General features: G+C 62.1%; 24 protein-coding genes. 13 read left to right on the top strand and 11 right to left on the bottom strand.

What is annotated here, in order from left to right:
• Window positions 1-173: 173 nt before the first annotated feature.
• Window positions 174-2,225: an elongation factor G gene (gene fusA / locus R6254_RS10680; protein ID WP_318406657.1), complete on the bottom strand. Its 2,052-nt coding sequence runs from the start codon at window positions 2,223-2,225 to the stop codon at window positions 174-176.
• Window positions 2,226-2,387: 162 nt separating this feature from the next.
• Between fusA and R6254_RS10675 the strand changes: the two genes are divergently transcribed.
• Window positions 2,388-3,200 (top strand): SDR family oxidoreductase, encoded by an 813-nt coding sequence (locus R6254_RS10675; RefSeq protein ID WP_318406656.1) that lies wholly within the window; start codon window positions 2,388-2,390, stop codon window positions 3,198-3,200.
• 158 nt (window positions 3,201-3,358) lie between these two features.
• Window positions 3,359-3,862, top strand: coding sequence for a class I SAM-dependent methyltransferase (locus R6254_RS10670; protein WP_318406689.1), 504 nt, complete (start codon window positions 3,359-3,361; stop codon window positions 3,860-3,862).
• A gap of 21 nt (window positions 3,863-3,883) precedes the next feature.
• On the opposite strand, the gene R6254_RS10665 is transcribed toward R6254_RS10670, so the two are convergent.
• From R6254_RS10665 to R6254_RS10650, 4 genes are read right to left on the bottom strand one after another with little or no spacing between them, the layout of a single operon-like run.
• On the bottom strand, window positions 3,884-4,855 hold the full coding sequence (locus R6254_RS10665) for a tripartite tricarboxylate transporter substrate binding protein (protein ID WP_318406655.1): 972 nt from the start codon (window positions 4,853-4,855) through the stop codon (window positions 3,884-3,886).
• Window positions 4,856-4,894: 39 nt separating this feature from the next.
• Window positions 4,895-5,881, bottom strand: coding sequence for a zinc-binding dehydrogenase (locus R6254_RS10660; protein ID WP_318406653.1), 987 nt, complete (start codon window positions 5,879-5,881; stop codon window positions 4,895-4,897).
• A 44-nt stretch (window positions 5,882-5,925) separates the two neighbouring features.
• Window positions 5,926-6,735 carry an enoyl-CoA hydratase gene (locus R6254_RS10655; RefSeq protein ID WP_318406651.1) on the bottom strand — a complete coding sequence of 270 codons (810 nt, stop codon included), beginning with the start codon at window positions 6,733-6,735 and terminating at the stop codon, window positions 5,926-5,928.
• Entirely contained in the window at window positions 6,736-7,926 is a 1,191-nt protein-coding gene (locus R6254_RS10650) for a CaiB/BaiF CoA transferase family protein (RefSeq protein WP_318406649.1), read from the bottom strand.
• Window positions 7,927-8,112: 186 nt separating this feature from the next.
• On the opposite strand from R6254_RS10650, the gene R6254_RS10645 reads away from it, so the two are divergent.
• From R6254_RS10645 to R6254_RS10625, 5 genes are all read left to right on the top strand, one after another.
• On the top strand, window positions 8,113-8,790 hold the full coding sequence (locus R6254_RS10645) for a GntR family transcriptional regulator (protein ID WP_318406647.1): 678 nt from the start codon (window positions 8,113-8,115) through the stop codon (window positions 8,788-8,790).
• A gap of 92 nt (window positions 8,791-8,882) precedes the next feature.
• Window positions 8,883-9,764, top strand: a complete 882-nt coding sequence (gene dapA, locus R6254_RS10640) for a 4-hydroxy-tetrahydrodipicolinate synthase (RefSeq protein ID WP_318406645.1) — start codon at window positions 8,883-8,885, stop codon at window positions 9,762-9,764.
• Window positions 9,765-9,801: 37 nt separating this feature from the next.
• The gene (gene bamC / locus R6254_RS10635) at window positions 9,802-10,947 is read left to right on the top strand and encodes an NlpB/DapX family lipoprotein (RefSeq protein ID WP_318406643.1); all 1,146 of its coding nucleotides are present in this window, start codon (window positions 9,802-9,804) and stop codon (window positions 10,945-10,947) included.
• Window positions 10,948-10,971: 24 nt separating this feature from the next.
• Complete coding sequence (locus tag R6254_RS10630; RefSeq protein WP_318406642.1) at window positions 10,972-11,745, top strand: MBL fold metallo-hydrolase; 774 nt, start codon at window positions 10,972-10,974, stop codon at window positions 11,743-11,745.
• Window positions 11,746-11,807: 62 nt separating this feature from the next.
• Complete coding sequence (locus tag R6254_RS10625; protein ID WP_318406640.1) at window positions 11,808-12,299, top strand: hypothetical protein; 492 nt, start codon at window positions 11,808-11,810, stop codon at window positions 12,297-12,299.
• Here the strand turns inward: R6254_RS10625 and R6254_RS10620 are convergent.
• Together R6254_RS10620 and R6254_RS10615 are read right to left on the bottom strand one after the other, a co-directional pair.
• A complete protein-coding gene (locus R6254_RS10620; protein ID WP_318406639.1) occupies window positions 12,296-12,799 on the bottom strand; it encodes a hypothetical protein in 504 nt (167 codons plus the stop codon). The two genes, R6254_RS10625 and R6254_RS10620, sit on opposite strands and share 4 nt — an antisense overlap.
• 49 nt (window positions 12,800-12,848) lie before the next feature.
• Complete coding sequence (locus R6254_RS10615) at window positions 12,849-14,024, bottom strand: JmjC domain-containing protein (RefSeq protein ID WP_318406638.1); 1,176 nt, start codon at window positions 14,022-14,024, stop codon at window positions 12,849-12,851.
• A 14-nt stretch (window positions 14,025-14,038) separates the two neighbouring features.
• Here R6254_RS10615 and R6254_RS10610 point away from each other — a divergent pair, with 14 nt between their 5' ends.
• Window positions 14,039-14,563: an FKBP-type peptidyl-prolyl cis-trans isomerase gene (locus R6254_RS10610; protein WP_318406636.1), complete on the top strand. Its 525-nt coding sequence runs from the start codon at window positions 14,039-14,041 to the stop codon at window positions 14,561-14,563.
• Between the two features lie 68 nt (window positions 14,564-14,631).
• Here the strand turns inward: R6254_RS10610 and R6254_RS10605 are convergent, their stop codons facing one another.
• The 4 genes from R6254_RS10605 to coaBC form a co-directional block, all read right to left on the bottom strand.
• Window positions 14,632-15,126, bottom strand: coding sequence for an outer membrane lipoprotein (locus tag R6254_RS10605; protein WP_318406634.1), 495 nt, complete (start codon window positions 15,124-15,126; stop codon window positions 14,632-14,634).
• Between the two features lie 219 nt (window positions 15,127-15,345).
• On the bottom strand, window positions 15,346-15,792 hold the full coding sequence (dut, locus tag R6254_RS10600) for a dUTP diphosphatase (protein ID WP_318406633.1): 447 nt from the start codon (window positions 15,790-15,792) through the stop codon (window positions 15,346-15,348).
• Between the two features lies 1 nt (window position 15,793).
• Window positions 15,794-16,186, bottom strand: a complete 393-nt coding sequence (locus R6254_RS10595) for a hypothetical protein (protein WP_318406631.1) — start codon at window positions 16,184-16,186, stop codon at window positions 15,794-15,796.
• Between the two features lie 5 nt (window positions 16,187-16,191).
• A complete protein-coding gene (gene coaBC, locus R6254_RS10590) occupies window positions 16,192-17,448 on the bottom strand; it encodes a bifunctional phosphopantothenoylcysteine decarboxylase/phosphopantothenate--cysteine ligase CoaBC (protein ID WP_318406629.1) in 1,257 nt (418 codons plus the stop codon).
• A 117-nt stretch (window positions 17,449-17,565) separates the two neighbouring features.
• Here coaBC and pyrG point away from each other — a divergent pair, with 117 nt between their 5' ends.
• The 5 genes from pyrG to R6254_RS10565 all read left to right on the top strand — a co-directional run bounded on the left by pyrG (window position 17,566) and on the right by R6254_RS10565 (window position 22,108).
• Window positions 17,566-19,248, top strand: a complete 1,683-nt coding sequence (gene pyrG / locus R6254_RS10585) for a CTP synthase (protein ID WP_318406627.1) — start codon at window positions 17,566-17,568, stop codon at window positions 19,246-19,248.
• Between the two features lie 84 nt (window positions 19,249-19,332).
• The gene (gene kdsA, locus R6254_RS10580) at window positions 19,333-20,190 is read left to right on the top strand and encodes a 3-deoxy-8-phosphooctulonate synthase (protein WP_318406625.1); all 858 of its coding nucleotides are present in this window, start codon (window positions 19,333-19,335) and stop codon (window positions 20,188-20,190) included.
• Between the two features lie 4 nt (window positions 20,191-20,194).
• Window positions 20,195-20,485 (top strand): DUF1330 domain-containing protein, encoded by a 291-nt coding sequence (locus R6254_RS10575; protein ID WP_318406624.1) that lies wholly within the window; start codon window positions 20,195-20,197, stop codon window positions 20,483-20,485.
• Window positions 20,486-20,527: 42 nt separating this feature from the next.
• Entirely contained in the window at window positions 20,528-21,814 is a 1,287-nt protein-coding gene (eno, locus tag R6254_RS10570; RefSeq protein WP_318406623.1) for a phosphopyruvate hydratase, read from the top strand.
• Between the two features lie 18 nt (window positions 21,815-21,832).
• Window positions 21,833-22,108 (top strand): FtsB family cell division protein, encoded by a 276-nt coding sequence (locus R6254_RS10565; protein ID WP_318406622.1) that lies wholly within the window; start codon window positions 21,833-21,835, stop codon window positions 22,106-22,108.
• Window positions 22,109-22,113: the final 5 nt, after the last annotated feature.

Raw genomic sequence — 22,113 nt, 5'->3', positions numbered from 1 at the left:
TGGCGGCCGTGCTGGGCGTGTTTGCGCTCTACACCCGGCCCGACTTCCTGCTGACCCTGGCCGACCAGCTCTGGGCCTGTTTCTAGCCCCCCACGCTTGTCGCTTCGCGTACTGCGCTGCCCCCTGAGGGGGCTAATTTTTCTAGGGGCGGCCCGTCGAAAAATTGTAAACGCTCAATCCTCGTCGCGCACCTTGAACTGACCAGCCAACTGCTGCTGCACCGGCGGCGGCACGGCCTCGTAGTGGCTGAAGGCCAGCGTGTAGCGGCCCTGGCCGCCGGTCAAGGCATTGAGCCGTGACTGGTAACTGCTCAGCTCCGACAACGGGACCTGACCCAACACCGCCAAAATGCCCAGCTGCAACCCGCGTGTGCCGCTGACCTGGCCGCGGCGCGCCGACAGGTCGCCGGTGATGTCGCCCATATTGGCCTCGGGCGCGGTGATCTCCACATTGACGATGGGCTCCAGCACGATGGGCACGGCCGCACGCACGGCCTCGATCACCGCCTTGCGTCCGGCGGTCGCAAACGCGATGTCCTTGCTGTCCACGCTGTGGTACTTGCCGTCGTAGACCACCACCCGCACATCCCGCACCGGAAAACCCGCAATCACGCCGCTCTCCAGGGCCTGGCGCACGCCTTTTTCAACCGCTGGCAGGTACTGCCCGGGAATGGTGCCGCCCTTGACCTGATCGACAAACTCGATGCCGGCGCCGCGGGCCAAAGGTTCGACGCGCAAAAAAACCTCGCCGAACTGGCCGGCGCCGCCGCTTTGTTTTTTGTGGCGGTGGTGGCCGGCCGCCGCCACGGTGATGGTCTCGCGGTAGGCAATACGTGGTGGCCGGGTATTGACTTCACATTTGTAGACCTCGCTCAGTCGCTCCAGCAAGGCCCGCAGGTGCAGCTCGCCCAGCCCGTAGACCACGGTTTCGTTGGTCGTTGTCACATGTTCCAACCGCAGGCAGGGGTCTTCGTCCACCAGTCTTTGCACCAGATCCCACATGCGTTGTTCGTCGCCGCGGCGTTTGGGCTCGATCGCCAGCCCATGCACAGGCACCGGGAAGTCCAGCGGCTTGAGGTAGATGTGGTCGTCCTCCGCCGCGTCGTGCAAGACCGCGTCGAAATGAATTTCATCAACCTTGGCCACCGCACACAACTCACCCGGCCCGGCACTGGCGATCTCGGTGTGGTCCTTGCCCTGCAAGCGGAACAGGTGGCCGACCTTGAAGGGCCGCCTGCCGTCACCTATGTAAAGCAGGCTATCGCGGGTGATCGTGCCCTGGTGCACCCGGAAGATGCCCATCTTGCCCACGTAAGGATCGACGGTGACCTTGAACACATGCGCCAGCACATGACGTGCCGGATCCGGTTCGGCCTGCACCGGCGTGACGGCGGCGCCTTCGCCGCGCAGAAACCGGGGCGGGTTGCCTTCGGCCGGATTGGGCAGCAGCCTGACCATCACATCCAGCAACTCGGCCACCCCGGCGCCGTTGCGTGCCGAGACAAAACAGACGGGAATCAGGTGACCTTCACGCAGCGCCTGTTCCAGCGGTGCATGTAATTCGCGCGGGTCCACATCACCGTCGTTCAGGTAACGCTCGACCAGGGCCGGATCGACCTCGACCACCTGCTCGACCAGCGCGCGGTGCGCTAACTCCACACTGGAAAAATCAGCCTCGCCGGACGGGTTGAAAAAGCAGTCCACCACCCGTGTGCCGCCGGCTGCAGGCAGGTTCAGCGGCAGACACTCCTTGCCAAAAGCCGTCTGGATGGCCGCCAGCAAACCCGGCAGATCAATACCCAACGCGTCTATCTTGTTGATGATGACCATGCGGCACAACTCACGATGCGCGGCCCAGGCCATCATGCGGCCGCTCATCAACTCCAGGCCGCTGGAGGCGCTGACCACCAGGGCCGCGGTCTCCACCGCCTCCAGCGCGGGCAAGGACTGGCCGAGAAAATCCGGCGCGCCCGGGGTGTCGATCAGGTGAATCAGGGTGTCTTCGTGCTGCAGGTGCACCAGCGCTGCGTTGAGCGAGTGTTGCGCCCGTCGCTCCAGCGGATCAAAGTCGCTGACCGTCGTGCCACGCTCCAGGCTGCCCGTCGTACCGATCGCACCGGCCTTGTGCAACAAGGCCTCGACCAGGCTGGTCTTGCCGCTGGCGGCAGCACCGACAAAAGCCAGCGTGCGCAAGGCAGCGACGGCCGGAGAATTCGAGGAAGGCATAAGCGCGCTCCTTGGTGCCGGACGCAGCGCCTGCGCCCGATGGCATGACTTGGCTACACAGCGTAAGGGATAGTGCGCCTCAGGGCAAGGGGCCGAGCCCACTCATTCGATGGTAGGCTTTCGCCTGGACTCCACACCAGACCTGCAAAAAGTGACAAGACCATGAAAACCATCGTGATCACCGGCGCCTCGGACGGCATAGGCGCCGAAATTGCGCGCCAACTGGCGCAGCGCCACGGCGCGGAGCTTGCGTTGGTGCTGGCCGCCCGCAACAAAGACGCACTGAACGCCGTGGCCGCCCAGTGCCAGGCCAGCGGGGCGACCACGCTGGTGCTGCCCACCGACGTGGCCGAGCAGGCCCAGTGTCGCGCGCTGATTGCGGCCGCCGCCGACCGTTTCGGGCGCATCGATGCCCTGATCAACAACGCCGGCATGTCGGCCCAAGCCCTGTTTGAAGACGTGAAAGCCGAAGACCTGGCCTGGTACGAGCAGTTGATGCGTGTCAACCTCTGGGGCAGTCTCTGGTGCACCCACGCCGCCCTGCCCTGGCTCAAACAAAGCCGCGGCAGCATCGTGGCGGTGTCCAGCCTGGCCGGCCTGATCGGTGTGCCGGGCCGCACTGCCTACAGCGCCACCAAATTTGCGATGACCGGTTTTTTTGAAGCCTTGCGCGCCGAGCTGAAAACGGCCGGCGTCAGCGTCACCACCGCCTACCCCGGCGTGGTCGCCACCCAAATCCGTTACCGTGGCTTCAACGCCGCAGGAACCGCAGCCGGCGCCAGCGGGCTCAAGGAAGACGATGCCATGAGCGTAGAAACCTGCGCGCGCCTGATCATCGAAGGCATGGCGCGTCGCGAGCGCGAGGTCGTGATGACGGCCAAGGGCAAGCTGGGCCGCTGGCTCAAGCTGCTGGCACCCGGCGCCGTCGAAACCATGGCGCTGGCCGCGCTCAAAGACGAGGTCAAACCCCATTGAAAAATACGGCCCCCACACTTGTCACTTCGTGTACTACGTTGCCCCCCGAGGGGGCTGTTCCGCCTAAGGGCGGCCTGTCGGCGGAACCGATCTCCGCGACAAATAACAGTCCCCACGGCAGCGAAGCGCCCTCCCCCTGGGTACAACGCTGGTCGCACCTGGTGCGCCCCCAGGGTACCGTGCTCGACGTGGCCTGCGGCCAGGGCCGCCATGCTTATTGGTTTTACAAGAGAAATCACCCTCTAGCCCTTGTGGACCGGTCGCAAGCAGCTATCGAATCCATAGCGATTCCAGCCACCGCCAGCGAAACCGTCGTGGCCGATATCGAAGCCGGGCCCTGGCCTTTTGCTGGTCGCCAGTTTGACGCCGTGGTCGTGACCAACTACCTCTGGCGCCCCTTGCTCCCGACGTTGCTGGCCAGCCTGGCGCCCGGCGGTGTGCTGATTTACGAAACTTTTGCGCAAGGCAATGAAACCATAGGCAAACCCTCGCGGCCTGACTTTTTGCTGCGACCGGGCGAGCTGCTGGACCTGTGCCGCGACTTGCGCGTGGTGGCCTTTGAAGACGGCTACCAGGAGGCGCCGGCGCGTTTTGTGCAGCGGATTGCGGCGGTCCGGGAAATCGCTTCGCCGGGGATCGTGCCGCGTTACCCCCTGGCTTAACGGTACAGCGCTGGCACCAGCTCAATCGAGCTTGACGCCCGCGTCCTTGACCAGCTTGACCCAGAATTTCGCATCTTCGTTCAGAAAGGCCGCAAACTGCTCGGGCGAGGCTGACAAGGCCACATCCGTGCCTTCACGTGCCAGCGCCGCCTTGACTGCGGGCTGCTGCATGGCGATGGCGGTGGCGTCGAAGATCTTTTTGACGATGGGCGCAGGCGTGCCCTCCGGCACAAAAAAGCCGTACCAGAACTCGATGCCGTACTCCGGCAAACCCGCCTCGGCCATACCCGGCAAGCCGGGCACCAGCGACGTACGCTCGCGGGCACTGACGGCCAGGCCGCGCAGACGGCCACTCTTCACCCCGGGCAGCACAGAGGGTGGCGTACCGAAAGTCAGTTGTGTGTCACCGGCAATCACCGACTGGATGGCCGGGTTGCCGCCGCGAAACGGAATATGTGTCATCTGCACGCCGGTGATCTGCAGGAACAGCGCCGCCCCCAGGTGCGGGGCCGAGCCATTGCCCGCCGTGGCGTAATTCAGCACGCCGGGTGATTTTTTGGCCCTGGCAATCAGGTCCTGCACGGAGTTGATGCCCGTGGCCGGGTTGACCGCAATCACCAACGGCGAACTGGTCAGCTTGGTGATAGGCATCAGGTCGCGTGCGGTGTAACCCAGCTTGGTGTTGAGGGCCGGGTTCACCGAGATGCTGCTGGGGCTGGCGATCAGGATGGTATAGCCGTCCGGCGCGGCCTTGGCCGCAGCTTCGGCGGCGATGCTGGAGCCGGCACCGGCGCGGTTTTCGATCACGATGGGCTGGCCCATGGCTTTGCCCAATGCATCGCTCATGGCGCGCGCCACATAGTCGGCCGCACCGCCGGGCGCAAAACCCACCAACAGCCGGATCGGTTTGGCCGGATACGCCGGCGCCTGGGCTGCGGCGCCCAAACTCAGGCTGCCGAGAACCAAGGCTGAAATAAGTTCCAGTTTTTTCATGATGTTTGTCTCCTTTTTTTGAATTGTTCGCGCTGCGGTTTAGCGTCCGCCCGGCATGGCCAGCACAATCTTGCCGAGGTGCTGGCTGGCTTCCATACAGGCCTTGGCGGCGGCCAACTGATCGAAGGGGAACACCCGGTCCACCAGCGGCTGGATACGCCCCGCCGCCAGGGCCGGCAACAGGTCGGCCACAAAGCCTGGCACCGCCTGGGCGCGCTGCTCGGGCGTGCGCTGCTTGTTGGACACGCCGAACAGGGTGAGGCGTTTGGCATGCAGGGCTTCCAGGTCAATCTCGGCCTTGAGCACACCATCGACATAACCCACGGTGGCGTGTCGCCCCTGGAAAGCCAGGCAACGCAGACCTTCGGCAAACACCGCCCCCCCCACGGTGTTGACCACCAGGTTCACCCCTTTGCCGCCGCTGGCCTGCATCACGGCGTCGTAAAAATCAGCGGCGCGGGTACACAGGCCAACATCCAGCCCCAGTGGCTGGAGGCGGGCGAGTTTCTCGGCCGAGCCGGAGGTTCCTATCACTTTCGCCCCCAGGGCCTTGGCGGTCTGCAAGGCCGCCACACCCACCCCCGACGACACACCGTTGATCAACAACCACTCATCGGCCGCCAGCCGGCCCTGCAAAACCAGCATGTCGTAAACCACCAGAAAGGTCAGCGGCACACTGGCCGCTTCTTCCCAGGACAAGTTGGCAGGCATGGCCATAACTTCGCGCACATCCATCAGCGCGTATTCGGAAAAAGCCCCGGGACAGCGCCCCATGACACGGTCGCCCACCTTCAGGTGGCTCACACCAGCGCCCAGCTTGACCACCTCGCCCGCGCCTTCCATGCCCACAGCCTTGGCGCTGCCGGGTTTGCCGTGCAGCCCATGGCCGGCAATAAATTCGCCGCGGTTCAGGCTGGCCGCGTGCAGGCGCACCAGCACTTGCTGCGGTCCGGGTTCGGGCTGGGGCAGCTCGCGCAGTTCCAGCGTCGCGTGTTGCTCGGTCATGTGCATCCAGTAAGACTGCATGGGTGTTTTCTTTCCAGGTGGTTTGGGCCGAAATGAGGGCCGGCCTATTTGCCAACGAAGACGGGTTTGCGTTTTTCCATGAAAGCCTTGCGGCCTTCGGCATAGTCCGCGCTGTCAAAACAGCCGCGTATCAGTTGCTGGCACAGCGCCATGTCCAGCTCGGGCGAAGGTTTGAGGATTTCCGCCGTGATGGCCTTGGCCGCGCGTATGGTCAAGGGGGCATTGACGGCCATGGCCGAGGTGTATTCCGCCAGCACAGCGGACAACTGCTCGGGCTCGCAGACGCGTGAGATCAGACCCAGCGCCTGGGCTTCCCGGGCGTCTATCTTGCGGGCCGTGAAAAACAGGTCTTTGGCGGCGCCCGCACCTACCAGGTCCACCAGGTTTTTCATGGCCGAATAACGGTAGCCCAGGCCCAGGCGGGCAGCGGGAATCGAAAACACCGAATCGGTCGAAGCAATACGGATGTCACAACTGATCGCCACATTCACGCCGCCGCCTATGCAATAACCACGAATACAGGAGAGTGTGGGTTTGCTGAACTGGTAAATGCTCATCAGCGCGGTTTCCGCCATGTGTTCATAACGCGTCACGGCTTCGCGTGCAGCACGCATGTCTTCAAACTGCGAGATGTCGGCGCCGGACACAAAGGCTTTTTCGCCGGCACCCGAAAACACCACCAGCCGCACGCGATCGTCGGTTTCCGCAAGCGTCAACAGCGCCGGCACCGCCTCCCACATGTCCACCGACAAGGCGTTGTGGCGGGCCGGGTTGTTGAAACGGATATGCAAGGTCGAGGCCTCCAGCCAGGTCTGCACACGTTCGGTCGGGGATTCATAGTTGATCGTTGCCATTCAATACACTCCGGTTGATTTCATACGCGCCAGGTCGTCAGCGCCCCAGCCCAGTTCGGCCAGGATTTCTTCGGTATGTTCGCCGCGACGCGGTGCGGCGCGGGCAATGCTGCTGGGCGTGCGCTCCAGTTGCATGGGTTGGCCCACCATGCGTTGTGCGCCCAGGTGTTTGGACACCACGTCCTTGACCATGGCCAGGTGCTGGATTTGCGGCTCCTCGAACACCTCTTTCAGATTGCTGATGTGGCCGCAGGCCACGCCACCCGCGTTCAAACGTTCGATCCAGTAAGCGCGGTCTTGCGCGACCAGGCGCCGGTTGATTTCAGCGTTGAGTGAATCGCGGTTGACCGAGCGCCCCCGCTTGTCGTGGTAACGCTCGTCGCTGACCCACTCCGGTGCACCCAGGATGTCGCAGAAACGCTCCCAGATCTTGGAGCCAAACACGGCGATGTTCATATAACCGTCACGGGCCTTGTACACCCCGGTCGGGATGCTGGTGGGGTGAAAGTTGCCGGCCTGGGTGGCCACTTCACCGTCGATCAACCAGCGCGAGGTCTGGAAGTCCATCATGTACACCATGGACTCCAGCAGCGAGGTGTGCAACCACTGCCCTTTGCCCGAAACCTCACGCTCCAGCAAAGCCACCAGAATGCCCTGGGCCGCAAAAATGCCGGCGCACAAATCGGCGATCGGAATACCCACACGCATGGGACCCTGCTCAGCCATCCCGGTCACCGACATCAGCCCGCCCATGCCCTGGGCAATCTGGTCGAAGCCGGGACGGGCGGCCAGCGGGCCGGTCTGGCCAAAACCCGAAATGCTGGCATACACCAGACCCGGGTTGTCCACACTCAGGGTGCCGTAGTCAATGCCCAGGCGAAACTTGACGTCGGGCCGGAAGTTTTCCACCACCACGTCAGCCCCGGCGATCAGGCGCTTGAGCACGCGTATGCCTTCGTCCTCTTTCAGGTTCAGGGAGATCGAACGTTTGTTGCGGTGGGTGTACTGGTAGTCCGAGCCTTCCTGTCCACCCAGGGTGTCATCGCCGCGCATGTGTTCGGGCATCTGCACCTGGATCACGTCGGCACCCCAGTCGGCCAGTTGGCGGCAGGCCGTCGGACCGGCCCGGACCTGGGTCAGGTCCACCACGCGAAAACGCTGGAGTGCGGAAGAAGCAGGCATGTGAGGCATGGATAAAGTCCAGAAAAAGACACAAAAACAAAATGCAAGTGTCATCTCTTCATAATTAAAGTGTCAACACTTTTTTAATAATTGAGAACACTATTCGACCTCCAAGCCAGAGCGTCCTGCGTTTTCAGGTACCATGCCAACACCTGTTTCATGCGCCCATCTCGTGCGCAACCGGCCCCTTCCGCCATGCCATCACCGAAAGAAAAGCCCGAGCAGGGATTGCCGCTCTTTATTGCGGATCAGCTCAAGCACCTGATTTACACGGGGGCACTCAAACCCGGCGAACGCCTCAACGAGGCGGCGCTGGCGCTGCGCATGGGCACCAGCCGCGGTCCAATCCGCGAGGCCATTCGTATGCTGACGGGCCTGGGCATCGTCAAGGCCGTGGTGAATCGCGGGGTGTTTGTGCGACAAATTTCGGTGCGCGAGATGCTGGAGATCTATGAATTACGCGCCCTGGTCTTCGGTTTTGCCGCCGAACGTGCGACCGAACATGTCAATGAAGAACACAAACAGCAATTCGAGCTGCTGCTGGCTCAAATGGATGCCGCCTGCGATGCCGAAGACGCGGACCGTTATTACGACCTGAACCTGCAATTCCACACCCTGATCCTGCGCCTGTCGAACAACCAGCGCGCCCATGAGACTTATGACGACTACGTCAAGGAGTTACACCTGTTCCGGCGCCGTTATTTCAATTCGCCGGGGAATATGCGCCGCTCCAATATCGAACACCGGGCGATTTACGAAGCCATCGTCAAGGGCGCCAAAGCCCGGGCGAAATCAGCGGCCGAACGCCATGTGCTGTCGGGCCGGCAGCGCCTGCTGGCCAGCATCGACGACAGCAGCCCTCTGTCCGCCTGATACCCCACCTGGCGCACTGAGTAGAATGCGGAATTGGCTTGCCAAGCTGGTTTGAGCACCAGCACCCAAAGCCCTCAACCTGACACAAAGACATGAAAACCATTACCGGCAGCATTGTTGCACTGGCCACTCCCCTGCATGAAGACGGCAGCGTTGACTACCCGACCTTGCGCAAACTGGTGGACTGGCACATTGCCGAGGGCACCGATTGCATCGGCGTGGTCGGCACCACCGGCGAGTCGCCCACCGTCAACGTCGAAGAACACTGCGAAATCATCCGCGTCTCGGTCGAGCAGGCCAAGGGCAGAGTTCCGGTCATGGCCGGCTGCGGCGCCAACTCCACATCGGAAGCGATAGAGTTGGCCCGTTTTGCCAAAAAAGTCGGCGCCGACTGCCAGTTGCAGGTCGTGCCTTATTACAACAAGCCCACACAGGAAGGCCAGTACCGGCACTTCCAGGCCATCGCCGAAGCGGTGGACCTGCCCATGGTCTTGTACAACGTCCCCGGCCGCACGGTGGCGGATATGCAGCACGCCACCGTGCTGCGCCTGACGCAAGTGCCCGGCATTGTCGGCATCAAGGAAGCCACCGGCAACATCGAGCGCGCCCAGTGGCTGATCAAGGACGTGCCGGCCGGTTTTGCGGTTTATTCCGGTGACGACCCAACCGCCGTGGCGCTGATGTTGTGTGGCGGCCAGGGCAATATCAGCGTGACCGCCAATGTGGCGCCGCGGCTGATGCATGAATTGTGTGTGGCCGCGATCGCTGGCGACACCCGGGCCGCGATGAAAATTCAGTTCCAGTTGCTGCCGCTGCACAAAACCCTGTTTGTGGAAGCCAACCCGATTCCGGTCAAGTGGGCCATGGCCCGCATGGGACTTTGCGGCGGCACCTTGCGTCTGCCCATGACGCCGCTCGAAACAGCCAACGAAGCCACGGTGGAAAACGCGCTGCGTGTTTCCGGCCTGATCTAAATTTTTAAGGGAACCTCCAGTGAAGAAGACATTGCTTATGCCGACCGCCTCACGCCTTGTGCCCGCCTCCCGTTTTCTGGCCGCGCCCGCGCTGACACTGCTTGCCGCCCTGATCCTGTCCGGTTGTTCATCCCTGGGTGAAACCCTGCAGGGTGACAAGGTGGACTACAAATCCGCCGCCAAAGGGACCTCACTGGATGTGCCGCCCGATTTGACCCAGCTTTCACGCGACACCCGTTATGTGGTGCCAGGTAGCGCCATCACCGCCAGCGGCTACCAGGTCGGCCAGACCACCCAGTCCGTGACAACGGCAGCGACCACGGTGGGCGATGTCCGGATTGAACGCGCGGGCAACCAGCGCTGGCTGGTGGTGAACCGCCCTGCCGACAAACTCTGGGGACCGACCCGCGAGTTCTGGCAGGAAAGCGGCTTTTTGCTGGCGATGGACCAGGAAAACCTGGGCATCATGGAAACCGACTGGGCGGAAAACCGCGCCAAACTTCCGCAAGACTTCATACGCGCCACCCTGGGCAAACTACTCGACAGCCTGTACTCCACCGGTGAACGCGACAAGTTCCGCACGCGTCTGGAACGCACGCCCACCGGCGGCACCGAAATTTATGTCAGCCACCGCGGCATGGTCGAAACCGTCACGGACAGCCGCACCACCGGCCCTGTGAAATCTGGCGACGGCACGATCTGGCAGCCCCGTCCGGCCGACCCCGAACTCGAAGCAGAATTCCTGCGCCGGCTGATGGTCAAGCTGGGCGTCAGCCAGGAACAGTCCAAAGCCCTGATTGCCAGCGGCACCGCCCGGCAGACCGCACGTGTGGCCAAGGTCAACAACGTCCCGGTGGTGCAGATCGATGAAGGTTTTGAGCGTGCCTGGCGCCGTGTCGGCCTGGCACTGGACCGCACCGGCTTCACCGTGGAAGACCGCGACCGCACACAAGGCACATATTTCGTGCGTTATGTCGAACCGACCGCCGACAAAAAAGAACCTGGCTTCTTCAGCAAGCTGTTCAGCAGCTCGTCGGCCGGCGCGGCTCCGCTCAAGTACCGGATTGCCGTGCGCAGCGAAGGCGAGGCGACCACCGTGTCCGTCCTCAATGCCCAAGGTACGCCGGAAGCCTCCGCCAATGCCCAGCGCATTGTGCAAGTCATTGCCGACGACCTGAAATAAGGTCTTGCCGGAGCCCAAGTCAAGGTGTTGCGGTTTAAAAGCCTGGGCAGCGGCAGCACCGGCAATGCGACGCTGATTGAAGCCGGGGGCCAGCCCGCGTTCCGGTTGCTGGTCGACTGCGGCCTGGGTCTTCGGCAGCTCTCGCTGCGGTTGGCCCAAGCCGGCCTGACTGAGGGCGACATCGACGCCATCTTCATCACCCACGAACACAGCGACCACATCGGCTGTGCGCGCCAGTTGGCGCGACGCCACGGCATTCCGGTCTGGATGAGCCACGGCACCTACACCGCGCTGGACAGCCCTGATTTTGAAGGCTGGCTACGCACGGCCCAGGATGGCGTGGCCATCGACCTGGGCGGCTTGCAACTCACCCCCTTCACCGTCCCTCATGACGCACGCGAGCCCTTGCAGCTGACCTGCACGGACGGTGCGGTGAAACTGGGCATACTGACCGACCTGGGCCATGCCACGGCGCATGTGCTGGCGCATTTGCAACAATGTGATGCATTGCTGCTGGAGTCCAACCACGACAGCGACTTGCTGGCGGCATCCAGCTACCCGTCTTTTCTAAAAAGGCGTGTGAGCGGCCAGTTTGGCCATCTGTCCAACGCCGCTGCCGCGCAGATCGCCCAAACCGTCAGTCACCCCGGACTGAAACACCTGGTGGCGGCCCATCTGAGCCAGCAAAACAACCGATCAGACTTGGTGCAGGACCTGCTGTCACAAGCCCTGGGCTGCAGCCGCGCCGACATTGTCGTGGCCGACGCCAGCAGCGGCACGCCCTGGCTGGCGCTGTAAGCCCCAGGAGACCGGGGCACTTCAAACACCCATAAAAAAGCCGCCCGAAGGCGGCTTTTTTCATGACAAGCGGAAGAATTACTTCTTCGCAGCCTCAGCAGCGGCTGGAGCAAGAACGTCAGAAGCAGCGGCAGCAGGCGCAGCAGCGGCTGGTGCAGCAGGTGCGGATGCGTCAGCAGCAGGTGCTGGTGCAGCGGCAGGAGCGGGTGCAGCAGCAGGTGCTTCCACGGGAGCTGGTGCAGGTGCTGCAGCTTCTTCTTTTTTACCGCAGGCAGCCAGAGCAACAGCAGCAACGATGGCGGCCAAAACGAGGGACTTGTTCATTTGAAATGATCCTTGATGAAAATGAGAAAAACAATTTCCGGAAATCGTCAAAAAAAAACCCAAATCAAACGATCCGAGTTTTGGTTGACCGGGTGAAAGGTCTCGAGCTCTTTCTCCCCAGCCCGCGATTATATGCGGGTTTTTACGGTCATAGAAACCCCGTATCCACAAAATACAACATCCATCCATCACGAAAAACAGGGCGCCACGCCATCAGCAGCCTGCTCTAAAGGCCCAAGGTCGTCGCGGCAAAGGCCGGGCTGCTCCGCAACAGCTTTTCCGCCAGGCGTTCTTTCAGGGCAATTCGCCGCGCGGGTTCTGAACCCGCGATACCGGCGCTGTGAACGAGGTCCAGCCGCTCGAAGACCCAGGCCGGGCTCCAGAACACACTGGGCAAATCGGCCGCGGCATGGGCGCGGCATTCCACAATATGCGACCAGGTTCGACGCCAGCTCACAAAACGCGCATGCCGGCTGCTCACCTCATCGTATCGCTGGGCCAGCATGGTCAGCTTGCGGCCTGTTTTGGCCCAGTCGTTCAGGGCCTGCGCCACCACACGCTCACCCAGCGGCCAGTCCTCGAAATTGGCATCACACAGAATGATCTCGCGCCAGCCCTGGGCGGCGGCCGTCACAAAAGCCTGGCGAACCAGTTCAGCGAAATCGGAGCGGCCTTCAAACCGGCCCTGCAGCAAGGCTGGAGACGGTGTGGGAGATTGCTTGTTGTCCATCGTCGACCTCCTGCGTGGATTGCCACTTCCAACAAATCACCTTACCCCTTCATCCTGGAGCGGCCGGATGAAACAGCCAACCGGCCTCATGCCAGTCTGCCAGCAATTGCTGGGCCGACGTACTGGCTTTGCGCAAATCGGCCAGCGCCAGCCCCCGCTGGTCAGCCAGCCGCCGCATCAGCAAGGCGTCGGCCCCCTTGGCGCGGTAGCTCTCCCCATTGATGAAGACATGGTCGCTGTCGTACATCATGCGGGTACGGGCATCAAGGCGCACGCCGCCAGCATGGCGCGCCGACCAGGCCTGCGTGGACTCTTCAAACCACACCGAGGCTTTTGGCTCGGTCAGGTATTCCCCCAACACACAGGCCAGCGCCAGCGGATCTTTCAGCGCATCGTGCACTGCCTGTTGCGCAAATTCAAACAACTGTGACGGCAAGGCGGCCGGTGTGTCGGTCGCTGCCTGGGACGGGTCGCGGTAAAGCAACTGCCGACCACTGCTTTCTTCATCGCCATGAAAATCCGCCAGACGCTGCAGCAACTCGCCTGCAAGTTCGGCTTGTTTGGGCGCGCGAAAGCCAATGGAATACGTCATGCAGTCTTGCGTCTTGTCGTCCTCACCGGTGCAGGACTCGGCCAGGCCGTCATGGGCATAACGCGGCGGCAGGTAAAGCATGTCGCCGGCTTCAAGCACAAACTCCTGCTCGGGTTCGAAGTTCTGCAGGATTTTCAGCGGCACGCCATCCTGCAAGGTCAGATCCTTCTGCTTGCTGATCTTCCAGCGGCGGCGGCCGCTGGCCTGCAGCAAAAAGACGTCATAACTGTCAAAGTGCGGACCCACGCCGCCGCCTGCCGTGGCAAATGAAATCATCAAATCGTCCAACCGGGCATCGGGTACAAAACGAAAGTTCTGCAACAGCGCGTGCGCACGCGTGTCGTGCATATCCACCCCTTGCACCAGCAAGGTCCAGGCCGCTGTCGCCAAAGGTGGCAGGCTGCGCGGCCCGAAGGGCCCCTGCTTCATGCGCCAGCCTTTGGCCTGGTGCTGCACCAGGCGCGACTCGACCTCCTGCTGCGCGGCCAGCTTGAAAAGCTCGCTGCGACTGAGCACCGGCTTGAAGCCCGGCATGGCCTGGCGCACCAGCAGCGGCTTTTTTTGCCAGTGGCGGCGCATGAATTGCTGCGGCGTGAGGCCGCCGAGGAGGGTAAGGGCTTGAGTGACATCCATGGGACAATTGTCGGATGAAAATCACCCCGCAATGCGTCGTCGCCCTGACTTGGACGCTGAAAGATACTTTGGGCGAAATACTGGACGAACTGGATGAGCCGGTTGAGTTTTTGCTCGGCGGCAACGACCTGCTCGCCAAGATCGAAGAAAACCTGCAGGGTCACGAGGCCGGCGACACCGTCGAGATGCACCTTGAGCCTGAAAGCGCCTTTGGCGACTACGATGAAAACCACGTTTTCCTGGAAGCCCGCAAGCTGTTTCCGGCGGAACTGGAAGAAGGCATGACCTTTGACGGCGCGGCCTTGCCCGCCGGCTGCAGCCCCGACATGACGGCGGCGCTGATTTATACCGTCACCGAAATTTACCCGGAACATGTGGTGCTTGACGGCAACCACCCGCTGGCAGGCATTGCCATCCGCCTGAGCCTGAAAGTCGAAGCGGTGCGCGAAGCCAGCGAAGCAGAGATCGGCCAGGGCTCCATGGGCACCGGCTTTTTCAAGCTCGAAGCACAAGCGCCCGGCAACAACACGCTGCACTGACCCGTCCATTTAAAAAAGCCGGCCGCACTCCTTAGGGGTGCGGCCGGCTTGACGTGTACAGCTGACGTTTACATGATCCGGTACAACTGACCGTTTTCAATTTTGACGCGGTCACCTATACGCAGTTCACCGTAAGAAGGCACATCGTAGGCACGAGCAACGCCGTTGTCGAGCTGGACGGAAACGCGGAAGGTTTCTCGAACGCTGGCGTTGCGATTCTTCTCCACAGCATTGCCGGCGACAGCACCACCAACCGCGCCGACCACCGTGGCCGCATCGCGTCCGCTACCGCCGCCGATCTGGTGGCCGACCACCGCGCCAGCCACGCCGCCGATCACAGCGCCCAGGCCGGAGCCCTTGCCCTGTTCCTGGGTCCGCAGGACCTCCACATTGCTGACACGCCCATATTCCACATAGTGGCCCTGCGGCGCCTGGGTCGGGTAAGACGAGGCGGGGTAGGACGACACCGGCGCCTGGGAGTTCATGGGGGCTGCGCAGGCGGCCAGACCGGCCACCACAAGCACTGAAGAGACGACTGAAATAAAACGTGAAACGTGGCGCATGAAAATCTCCTGTGAATAAAGTTCAAGAGAGTCATCCCATCCGTCTCATCCAAGGAAACGGTCTGGGGTTGCGGGCCTGAGGGGCCCCTGAAGACTCTGCTGGTTTCATTACATGCGTCTCACCCCGGCACACAGGTGGGGACCCAGGCTGTCAGGGCGTGGGAGGCAGCAATCGCGGGCTGTAGGATAAGCCTGACGCGTATGCGCCGGGGCCGGAATTCAGGCCTTCCCGGTCGAGCCGTAACCGCTCTCGCCGCGCTGGCTGGCGGCAAATTCATCGACCACATTGAACTCGGCCTGCATCACCGGCACGATCACCAGTTGTGCAATCCGCTCCATGGGCTCAATGGTGAAAGCCACATCGCTGCGGTTCCAGGCACTAACCATCAGCTGGCCCTGGTAGTCGCTGTCGATCAGCCCCACCAGGTTGCCCAACACAATGCCGTGTTTGTGGCCCAGACCCGAACGCGGCAAGATCATGGCCGCGTAGTTGGGGTTGTGCAGGTAAATGGCAATGCCGGCCGGCACCAGTTGCCAGGCGTTGGGCTGCAGGGTCAGCGGCTCGTTGAGGCAGGCACGCAGGTCCAGCCCGGCGCTGCCGGGTGTTGCATACGCGGGCAGGTTGTCGCGCAGGCGGGCGTCTATGATTTTGACGTCGATTTTCATGTCACTTCCGTTGTTTGAGTTCTTTGGCGGCCTGTTCGGCCAGTAGTCGCAGGCGTCCCAGCAGCAGCTGGGACGACGCTTTTTTGAATTTGAACACCAGCCAGGCGGCCAGTCCTATCAGCAGCGGGATGGAGAACAACCCCGCGCGCGGCAGCAGCACGGCGGCCAACTGGACCACCAGCCAGGCGATCAGCAGCCATTTTCCCACGGCCCACAAGGACGGTGTGGCGGGCGGGTTGGCGGCAACCGCCTTCTCCTTTGCTGCAACAAGGTCGACTGGTGGACGATGGGCGGCGGCTTGCTTCAGCGCCGCAGTCGCTGCCGACCTGGCACTCAGTTGTTCGACATAACGGGCAAAGTCGCCGTCCGGCGGGGTGTCTGGCAGGCGGTCCATGGACCTTAACCTGCGGGTTTCAAACGGCTGGCGATCTCGGCCACCAGTTGCCGCGCCAGCGACAGTTTGGAGGCGCGTGGCAGCTCCCGGCTGCCTTGCTCATCCACCAGCAGCAAGGCATTGTCATCGCGGCCAAAAGTGGCCGGACCGATGTTGCCGACCAGCAGCGGCACACCCTTGCGCTGGCGTTTGGCCTGCGCGTTGTCTTCCAGGTCATGGCTTTCCGCGGCAAACCCGACACAAAATAATTTTCCGCTTTGGGCTTGGGGCGACTGGGCCAGGGTCGCCAGGATGTCGGGGTTCTCGGCAAAACTCAGCTGCGGCGCCTGGCCGGAGCCGTCTTTCTTGATCTTGCGGTCTGTGGCGCTGGCGGGCCGCCAGTCCGCCACCGCTGCAGTCGCTATAAAAATAGTAGCTGCTGGCGCGCACCCCACGGCGGCTTCAAGCATGTTTTGTGCTGATCTGACATCGATGCGCGTGACCCCGCGCGGCGTGGGCAGGCTGACCGGTCCGGCCACCAGGGTGACGTCGGCGCCCGCCTCGCGTGCAGCGCGGGCGATGGCAAACCCCATCTTCCCGCTCGACAGATTGGTGATGCCACGCACCGGGTCAATCGCTTCGTAAGTCGGCCCGGCCGTGACCAGCACCTGCTGGCCGGCCAGCAGCTTGGGACGGAAAAAGGCAATGATGTCTTCCAGCAGCTCAGGCGGCTCCAGCATGCGGCCGTCGCCGGTTTCGCCGCAGGCCTGAAAACCGGAACCCACACCGAGAATGGTCGCGCCATCGGCGGACAACTGCGCCATGTTGCGCTGCGTGGCCGGATGCGCCCACATTTCACGGTTCATGGCCGGCGCGATCAGCAAAGGCACTTTATCCATCGGCCGGGCCAGGCACATCAGGCTCAACAAATCATCGGCGCGGCCATGCAAAAGTTTGGCCATGAAGTCGGCGCTGCAGGGCGCTATCAAAATCGCGTCCGCTTCTCGGCTCAGGTTGATGTGCGCCATGTTGTTGGCCTCGCGGCTGTCCCACTGGCTGGTGTAAACCGGACGGCCACTGAGCGCTTGCAGGGTCACGGCCGTGATGAACTGCTCGGCCGCCTCGGTCATCACCACCTGCACGGTCGCGCCCTCCTTGATCAGGGCGCGGCACAACTCCGCCGCCTTGTAACAGGCGATGCCGCCGGACAGGCCCAGCACAATGTGTTTGCCGGCCAGGTCGCCGCCGGCGCTTTGGCCTTCTTGGTTTGCTTGCTTCGTCATGTTCCGCAATGTATCTCAGTTTGCCGTACGGTTTTGACCTCTGACTCAGGTCTGGCTAGTGCCCAACCCGTATAATCCCCGTTTACCACCTATGCGAACTTGCGGTTCGTACCTGACATGACCAAATTTGTCTTCGTCACCGGCGGTGTGGTGTCTTCCCTGGGCAAGGGAATCGCCTCAGCCTCCTTGGCTGCGCTGCTTGAGTCGCGCGGCCTCAAAGTCACCCTCATCAAGCTTGATCCGTACATCAACGTCGATCCCGGCACGATGTCGCCTTTCCAGCACGGTGAAGTGTTTGTGACCGACGACGGCGCAGAAACCGACCTCGACTTGGGCCACTATGAGCGTTTCATCGAAACGCGCATGAAAAAAACCAATAATTTCACCACCGGCCGGATTTACCAGTCGGTGCTGGAAAAAGAGCGTCGCGGCGACTACCTCGGCAAAACCGTGCAGGTCATTCCGCATGTGACCAACGAAATCCAGGAGTATGTCAAACGTGGCGCCGGCATCGGTACCGATGACGCGGTCGATGTCGCCATCGTGGAAATTGGCGGCACCGTGGGTGACATCGAGTCCCTGCCCTTCCTCGAAGCCGTGCGCCAGATGAGCCTGCGCATGGGGCCGAACAACACCGCCTTCGTGCACCTGACCTACCTGCCTTGGATCGCCACGGCCGGCGAGCTCAAGACCAAGCCCACCCAGCACACCGTGCAGGAACTGCGCAAGATCGGTATCCAGCCTGACGCATTGCTGTGCCGTGCACTCCACCCGGTCCCTGCCGAAGAACGCGAGAAGATCTCGCTGTTCACCAATGTGCAGGAATGGGGCGTGATTTCCATGTGGGACGTGGACACCATCTACAAAGTGCCGCGCATGCTGCACGAGCAAGGCCTGGACGGCCTGATCTGCGACAAGTTGCGCCTGAACACACCGCCTACCAACCTCAAGCGCTGGGACGACCTGGTGCATGAAACCGAACACCCGCAAGGCGAAGTGCGCATTGCCATGGTCGGCAAATACGTCGACCTGTCGGACAGCTACAAGTCAGTCAACGAAGCCTTGCGCCACGCCGGCATGCGCAACCATGTGCGCGTGAAGATTGACCACCTCGACTCCGAAACCATCACCCCCGAGCACGTGGCCAGCCTGGCCCAGTACGACGGCATCCTGGTGCCCGGTGGTTTTGGATCGCGCGGTGTCGAAGGCAAGATTTGCACCGCCCAGTACGCCCGCGAGCACAAGGTGCCTTACCTGGGTATCTGCCTGGGCATGCAGGTCGCCACCATCGAATACGCCCGCCACGTGGCCGGCCTGAAAGACGCCAACAGCACCGAGTTCAACCCCGAGACGCCGCACCCGGTGATCGCCCTGATCAACGAGTGGAAAGACGCCGACGGCACGATCCAGGTGCGTGACGCCAACTCAGACCTGGGCGGCACCATGCGCCTGGGCGCGCAAAGCTCGGACGTGGAACCCAACACCCTGGCGCACCAGATCTACGGCGACGTGGTGACAGAACGTCACCGGCATCGCTACGAGGCCAACGTGAACTACCTGGACTCGCTGCGCAAAGCCGGCTTGGTGATTTCCGCGCTGACGCAACGTGAACAGCTGACCGAAATCGTGGAGCTGCCTCAGGATGTGCACCCCTGGTATATGGGTGTGCAATTTCACCCTGAATTCAAGTCCACGCCCTGGAGCGGCCACCCGCTGTTCAACGCCTTTATCGCCGCCGCCCTGAAGCGACGCGCGCTGATGACCACGCCAGAAACCAAGCCGCTGAAAGTCGTGGCCTGACATGACCCTCGCCCGCCGCCCCATCGCCGCCATGCCTGCTGCAGGCGGCGCGGCCTCCTCACTGACCAGCCTGAAGAAGGTCTTATGAAACTTTGCGGATTCGATATCGGGCTGAACCAGCCCTTCTTCCTGATTGCCGGTCCCTGCGTGATCGAGTCCGAGCAATTGCAAATGGACACCGCCGGCACGTTGAAAGAGATCACGTCCGCGCTGGGCATCCCGTTTATCTTCAAGAGCAGCTTTGACAAGGCCAACCGGTCCTCGGGCAGCACGTTTCGCGGCCCTGGCCTGGACAAGGGCATGGAGATTCTGGCCAAGGTCAAGCGTGAGCTGGGCCTGCCGGTACTCACCGACATCCACGACGAATCGCAGATCGCCCAGGTCTGCAGCGTGGTGGACGTGTTGCAGACGCCCGCCTTCCTGTGCCGGCAGACCGACTTCATCCGTGCCGTGGCCCAGTCGGGCAAGCCGGTGAACATCAAGAAGGGGCAGTTCCTCGCGCCCCACGACATGAAAAACGTCATCGACAAGGCCAGAGCCGCCGCGCGCGAAAAAGGCCTGAACGAAGACAACTTCATGGCCTGCGAACGCGGCGCCAGTTTTGGCTACAACAACCTGGTAAGCGACATGCGCAGCCTGGCCATCATGCGCGAAACGGCAGCCCCTGTCGTTTTCGATGCCACCCATTCGGTGCAACTGCCGGGCGGCCAGGGCACCAGCAGTGGCGGCCAGCGCGAGATGGTTCCGGTGCTGGCGCGTGCGGCCGTGGCTGTCGGTGTGGCCGGCCTGTTCATGGAAACCCATCCCGACCCGGCCAAGGCCATGAGCGACGGCCCCAATGCCGTGCCGCTTAAACACATGAAGGCGCTGCTGGAAACCCTGCTGGAACTGGACCGCGTGACCAAGAAAAATGGTTACCTTGAAAACAGTTTTGAGGCCTGATCCCATGACCAGTGCCTACATCATTGCCAACGTTGCCGTCACCAACCCCGAACAATACGAAGAGTACAAAAAGTGGTCGTCGGCGGCGATGCAAGCCCACGGCGCGGAAGTCTGCGTGCGCGGCGGTAAAGTTGAAGTGCTTGAAGGCGACTGGACACCCGACCGCCTGGTGATCCTGAAGTTCGCCAGCGTCGAAGCGGCCAAGGCCTTTGATGCCTCCCCCGAATACGGCAAAGCCCGTGCGGCACGCCAGGGCGCAGCCATCATGCGCATGGTCATCGTCGAAGGTGTTTAAACCTTTTGTTTGATTTTTGTTTTTTGATTTGAAAGAGCCTAAATGAGCGCAATTGTTGATATCGTCGGCCGCGAAATCCTGGACAGCCGTGGCAACCCCACCGTCGAATGCGACGTCCTGCTGGAGTCCGGCGTCATGGGCCGTGCGGCCGTGCCTTCGGGTGCCTCCACCGGTTCGCGCGAAGCCATCGAGCTGCGCGACGGTGACCAGGCCCGCTACCTGGGCAAAGGCGTGCTCAAGGCCGTCGAACACATCAACACCGAAATCTCCGAAGCCGTGTTGGGTCTGGACGCCAGCGAACAGGCTTTCCTGGACCGCACGCTGATCGACCTCGACGGCACCGAGAACAAATCTCGCCTGGGCGCCAACGCCATGCTGGCCGTCAGCATGGCCGTCGCACGTGCCGCCGCTGAAGAAGCCGGCCTGCCGCTGTACCGCTACTTCGGCGGCATGGGCGCGATGCAAATGCCCGTGCCCATGATGAACGTGATCAACGGCGGCGCCCACGCCAACAACAGCCTGGACCTGCAAGAACTCATGATCGTGCCCGTGGGCGCGCCCAGCTTCCGCGAAGCCCTGCGCTGGGGCGCCGAAGTCTTCCACGCCCTGAAGAAAATTCTGCACGACAAGGGCATCAGCACCGCCGTGGGCGACGAAGGTGGTTTTGCGCCCAGCGTCGAAAACCACGAAGCTGCGATTCAGCTGATCCTGGAAGCCATCGACAAGGCCGGCTATACCGCCGGCGAGCAGATCGCCCTGGCCCTGGACTGCGCCGCCAGCGAGTTCTACAAGGACGGCGAGTACGTGCTCGAAGGCGAAGGCGGCCTGCGCCTCTCGGCCCAGCAATGGACCGACATGCTGGCCACATGGTGCGACAAGTACCCCATCATCAGCATCGAAGACGGCATGCACGAAGGTGACTGGGATGGCTGGAAAATCCTGACCGAACGCCTGGGCAAAAAAGTGCAATTGGTCGGCGACGACCTGTTTGTCACCAACACCAAGATCCTGAAGGAAGGCATTGACAAAAACATTGCCAATTCCATCCTGATCAAGATCAACCAGATCGGCACCCTGACCGAAACCTTTGCCGCGATCGAAATGGCGAAACGCGCGGGTTACACCGCGGTGATTTCACACCGTTCCGGCGAAACCGAAGATTCGACAATTTCCGACATCGCCGTCGGCACCAACGCCGGCCAGATCAAGACCGGCTCGCTCAGCCGCTCCGACCGCATGGCCAAGTACAACCAGTTGCTGCGCATCGAAGAAGACCTGGGCGACATCGCAACCTATCCCGGCCGCGACGCTTTCTACAACCTCCGTTAAACCCCGGAGACTGCGCCTGTGGGAAACCGCATCGTCCCCGCCCTGCTGATTGCGCTGCTGGTCATCGTGCATGCGCAGCTCTGGGTGGGTCGGGGCAGCATTCCCAGTGTCAACGAGATGCAGCGCAAGCTGGGCGAAAAAAACCTCCACAACGCGCAGGCGCAAGCCGACAACGAACGCCTGGCCGCCGAGGTCAAAGACCTCAAGGAAGGCCTGGACATGGTGGAAGAAAAGGCGCGTCAGGAATTGGGCATGGTCAAGCCCAATGAAATTTTCGTCCAGATTTCCAAATAAAGCCG

Origin of the sequence: Polaromonas potterensis, from assembly GCF_033446725.1 — a bacterium.
Classification (GTDB): domain Bacteria; phylum Pseudomonadota; class Gammaproteobacteria; order Burkholderiales; family Burkholderiaceae_C; genus Polaromonas.
Note: the sequence above shows the minus strand (reverse complement) of the source record. Positions and strands in the feature narration are given on the sequence as shown.

Excerpts from the sequence above, each read along its gene's own strand:
- R6254_RS10650 (WP_318406649.1), bottom strand. The coding sequence starts at position 7,926 with ATGCCTCACATGCCTGCTTCTTCCGCACTCCAGCGTTTTCGCGTGGTG.
- R6254_RS10645 (WP_318406647.1), top strand. The coding sequence starts at position 8,113 with ATGCCATCACCGAAAGAAAAGCCCGAGCAGGGATTGCCGCTCTTTATT.
- R6254_RS10665 (WP_318406655.1), bottom strand. The coding sequence starts at position 4,855 with ATGAAAAAACTGGAACTTATTTCAGCCTTGGTTCTCGGCAGCCTGAGT.
- R6254_RS10625 (WP_318406640.1), top strand. The coding sequence starts at position 11,808 with ATGACAAGCGGAAGAATTACTTCTTCGCAGCCTCAGCAGCGGCTGGAG.
- coaBC (WP_318406629.1), bottom strand. The coding sequence starts at position 17,448 with ATGACGAAGCAAGCAAACCAAGAAGGCCAAAGCGCCGGCGGCGACCTG.
- bamC (WP_318406643.1), top strand. The coding sequence starts at position 9,802 with ATGCCGACCGCCTCACGCCTTGTGCCCGCCTCCCGTTTTCTGGCCGCG.
- dut (WP_318406633.1), bottom strand. The coding sequence starts at position 15,792 with ATGAAAATCGACGTCAAAATCATAGACGCCCGCCTGCGCGACAACCTG.
- R6254_RS10610 (WP_318406636.1), top strand. The coding sequence starts at position 14,039 with ATGAAAATCACCCCGCAATGCGTCGTCGCCCTGACTTGGACGCTGAAA.
- pyrG (WP_318406627.1), top strand. The coding sequence starts at position 17,566 with ATGACCAAATTTGTCTTCGTCACCGGCGGTGTGGTGTCTTCCCTGGGC.
- R6254_RS10575 (WP_318406624.1), top strand. The coding sequence starts at position 20,195 with ATGACCAGTGCCTACATCATTGCCAACGTTGCCGTCACCAACCCCGAA.
- R6254_RS10675 (WP_318406656.1), top strand. The coding sequence starts at position 2,388 with ATGAAAACCATCGTGATCACCGGCGCCTCGGACGGCATAGGCGCCGAA.
- dapA (WP_318406645.1), top strand. The coding sequence starts at position 8,883 with ATGAAAACCATTACCGGCAGCATTGTTGCACTGGCCACTCCCCTGCAT.
- kdsA (WP_318406625.1), top strand. The coding sequence starts at position 19,333 with ATGAAACTTTGCGGATTCGATATCGGGCTGAACCAGCCCTTCTTCCTG.
- R6254_RS10655 (WP_318406651.1), bottom strand. The coding sequence starts at position 6,735 with ATGGCAACGATCAACTATGAATCCCCGACCGAACGTGTGCAGACCTGG.
- R6254_RS10660 (WP_318406653.1), bottom strand. The coding sequence starts at position 5,881 with ATGCAGTCTTACTGGATGCACATGACCGAGCAACACGCGACGCTGGAA.
- fusA (WP_318406657.1), bottom strand. The coding sequence starts at position 2,225 with ATGCCTTCCTCGAATTCTCCGGCCGTCGCTGCCTTGCGCACGCTGGCT.
- R6254_RS10605 (WP_318406634.1), bottom strand. The coding sequence starts at position 15,126 with ATGCGCCACGTTTCACGTTTTATTTCAGTCGTCTCTTCAGTGCTTGTG.
- R6254_RS10620 (WP_318406639.1), bottom strand. The coding sequence starts at position 12,799 with ATGGACAACAAGCAATCTCCCACACCGTCTCCAGCCTTGCTGCAGGGC.
- R6254_RS10595 (WP_318406631.1), bottom strand. The coding sequence starts at position 16,186 with ATGGACCGCCTGCCAGACACCCCGCCGGACGGCGACTTTGCCCGTTAT.
- R6254_RS10615 (WP_318406638.1), bottom strand. The coding sequence starts at position 14,024 with ATGGATGTCACTCAAGCCCTTACCCTCCTCGGCGGCCTCACGCCGCAG.
- eno (WP_318406623.1), top strand. The coding sequence starts at position 20,528 with ATGAGCGCAATTGTTGATATCGTCGGCCGCGAAATCCTGGACAGCCGT.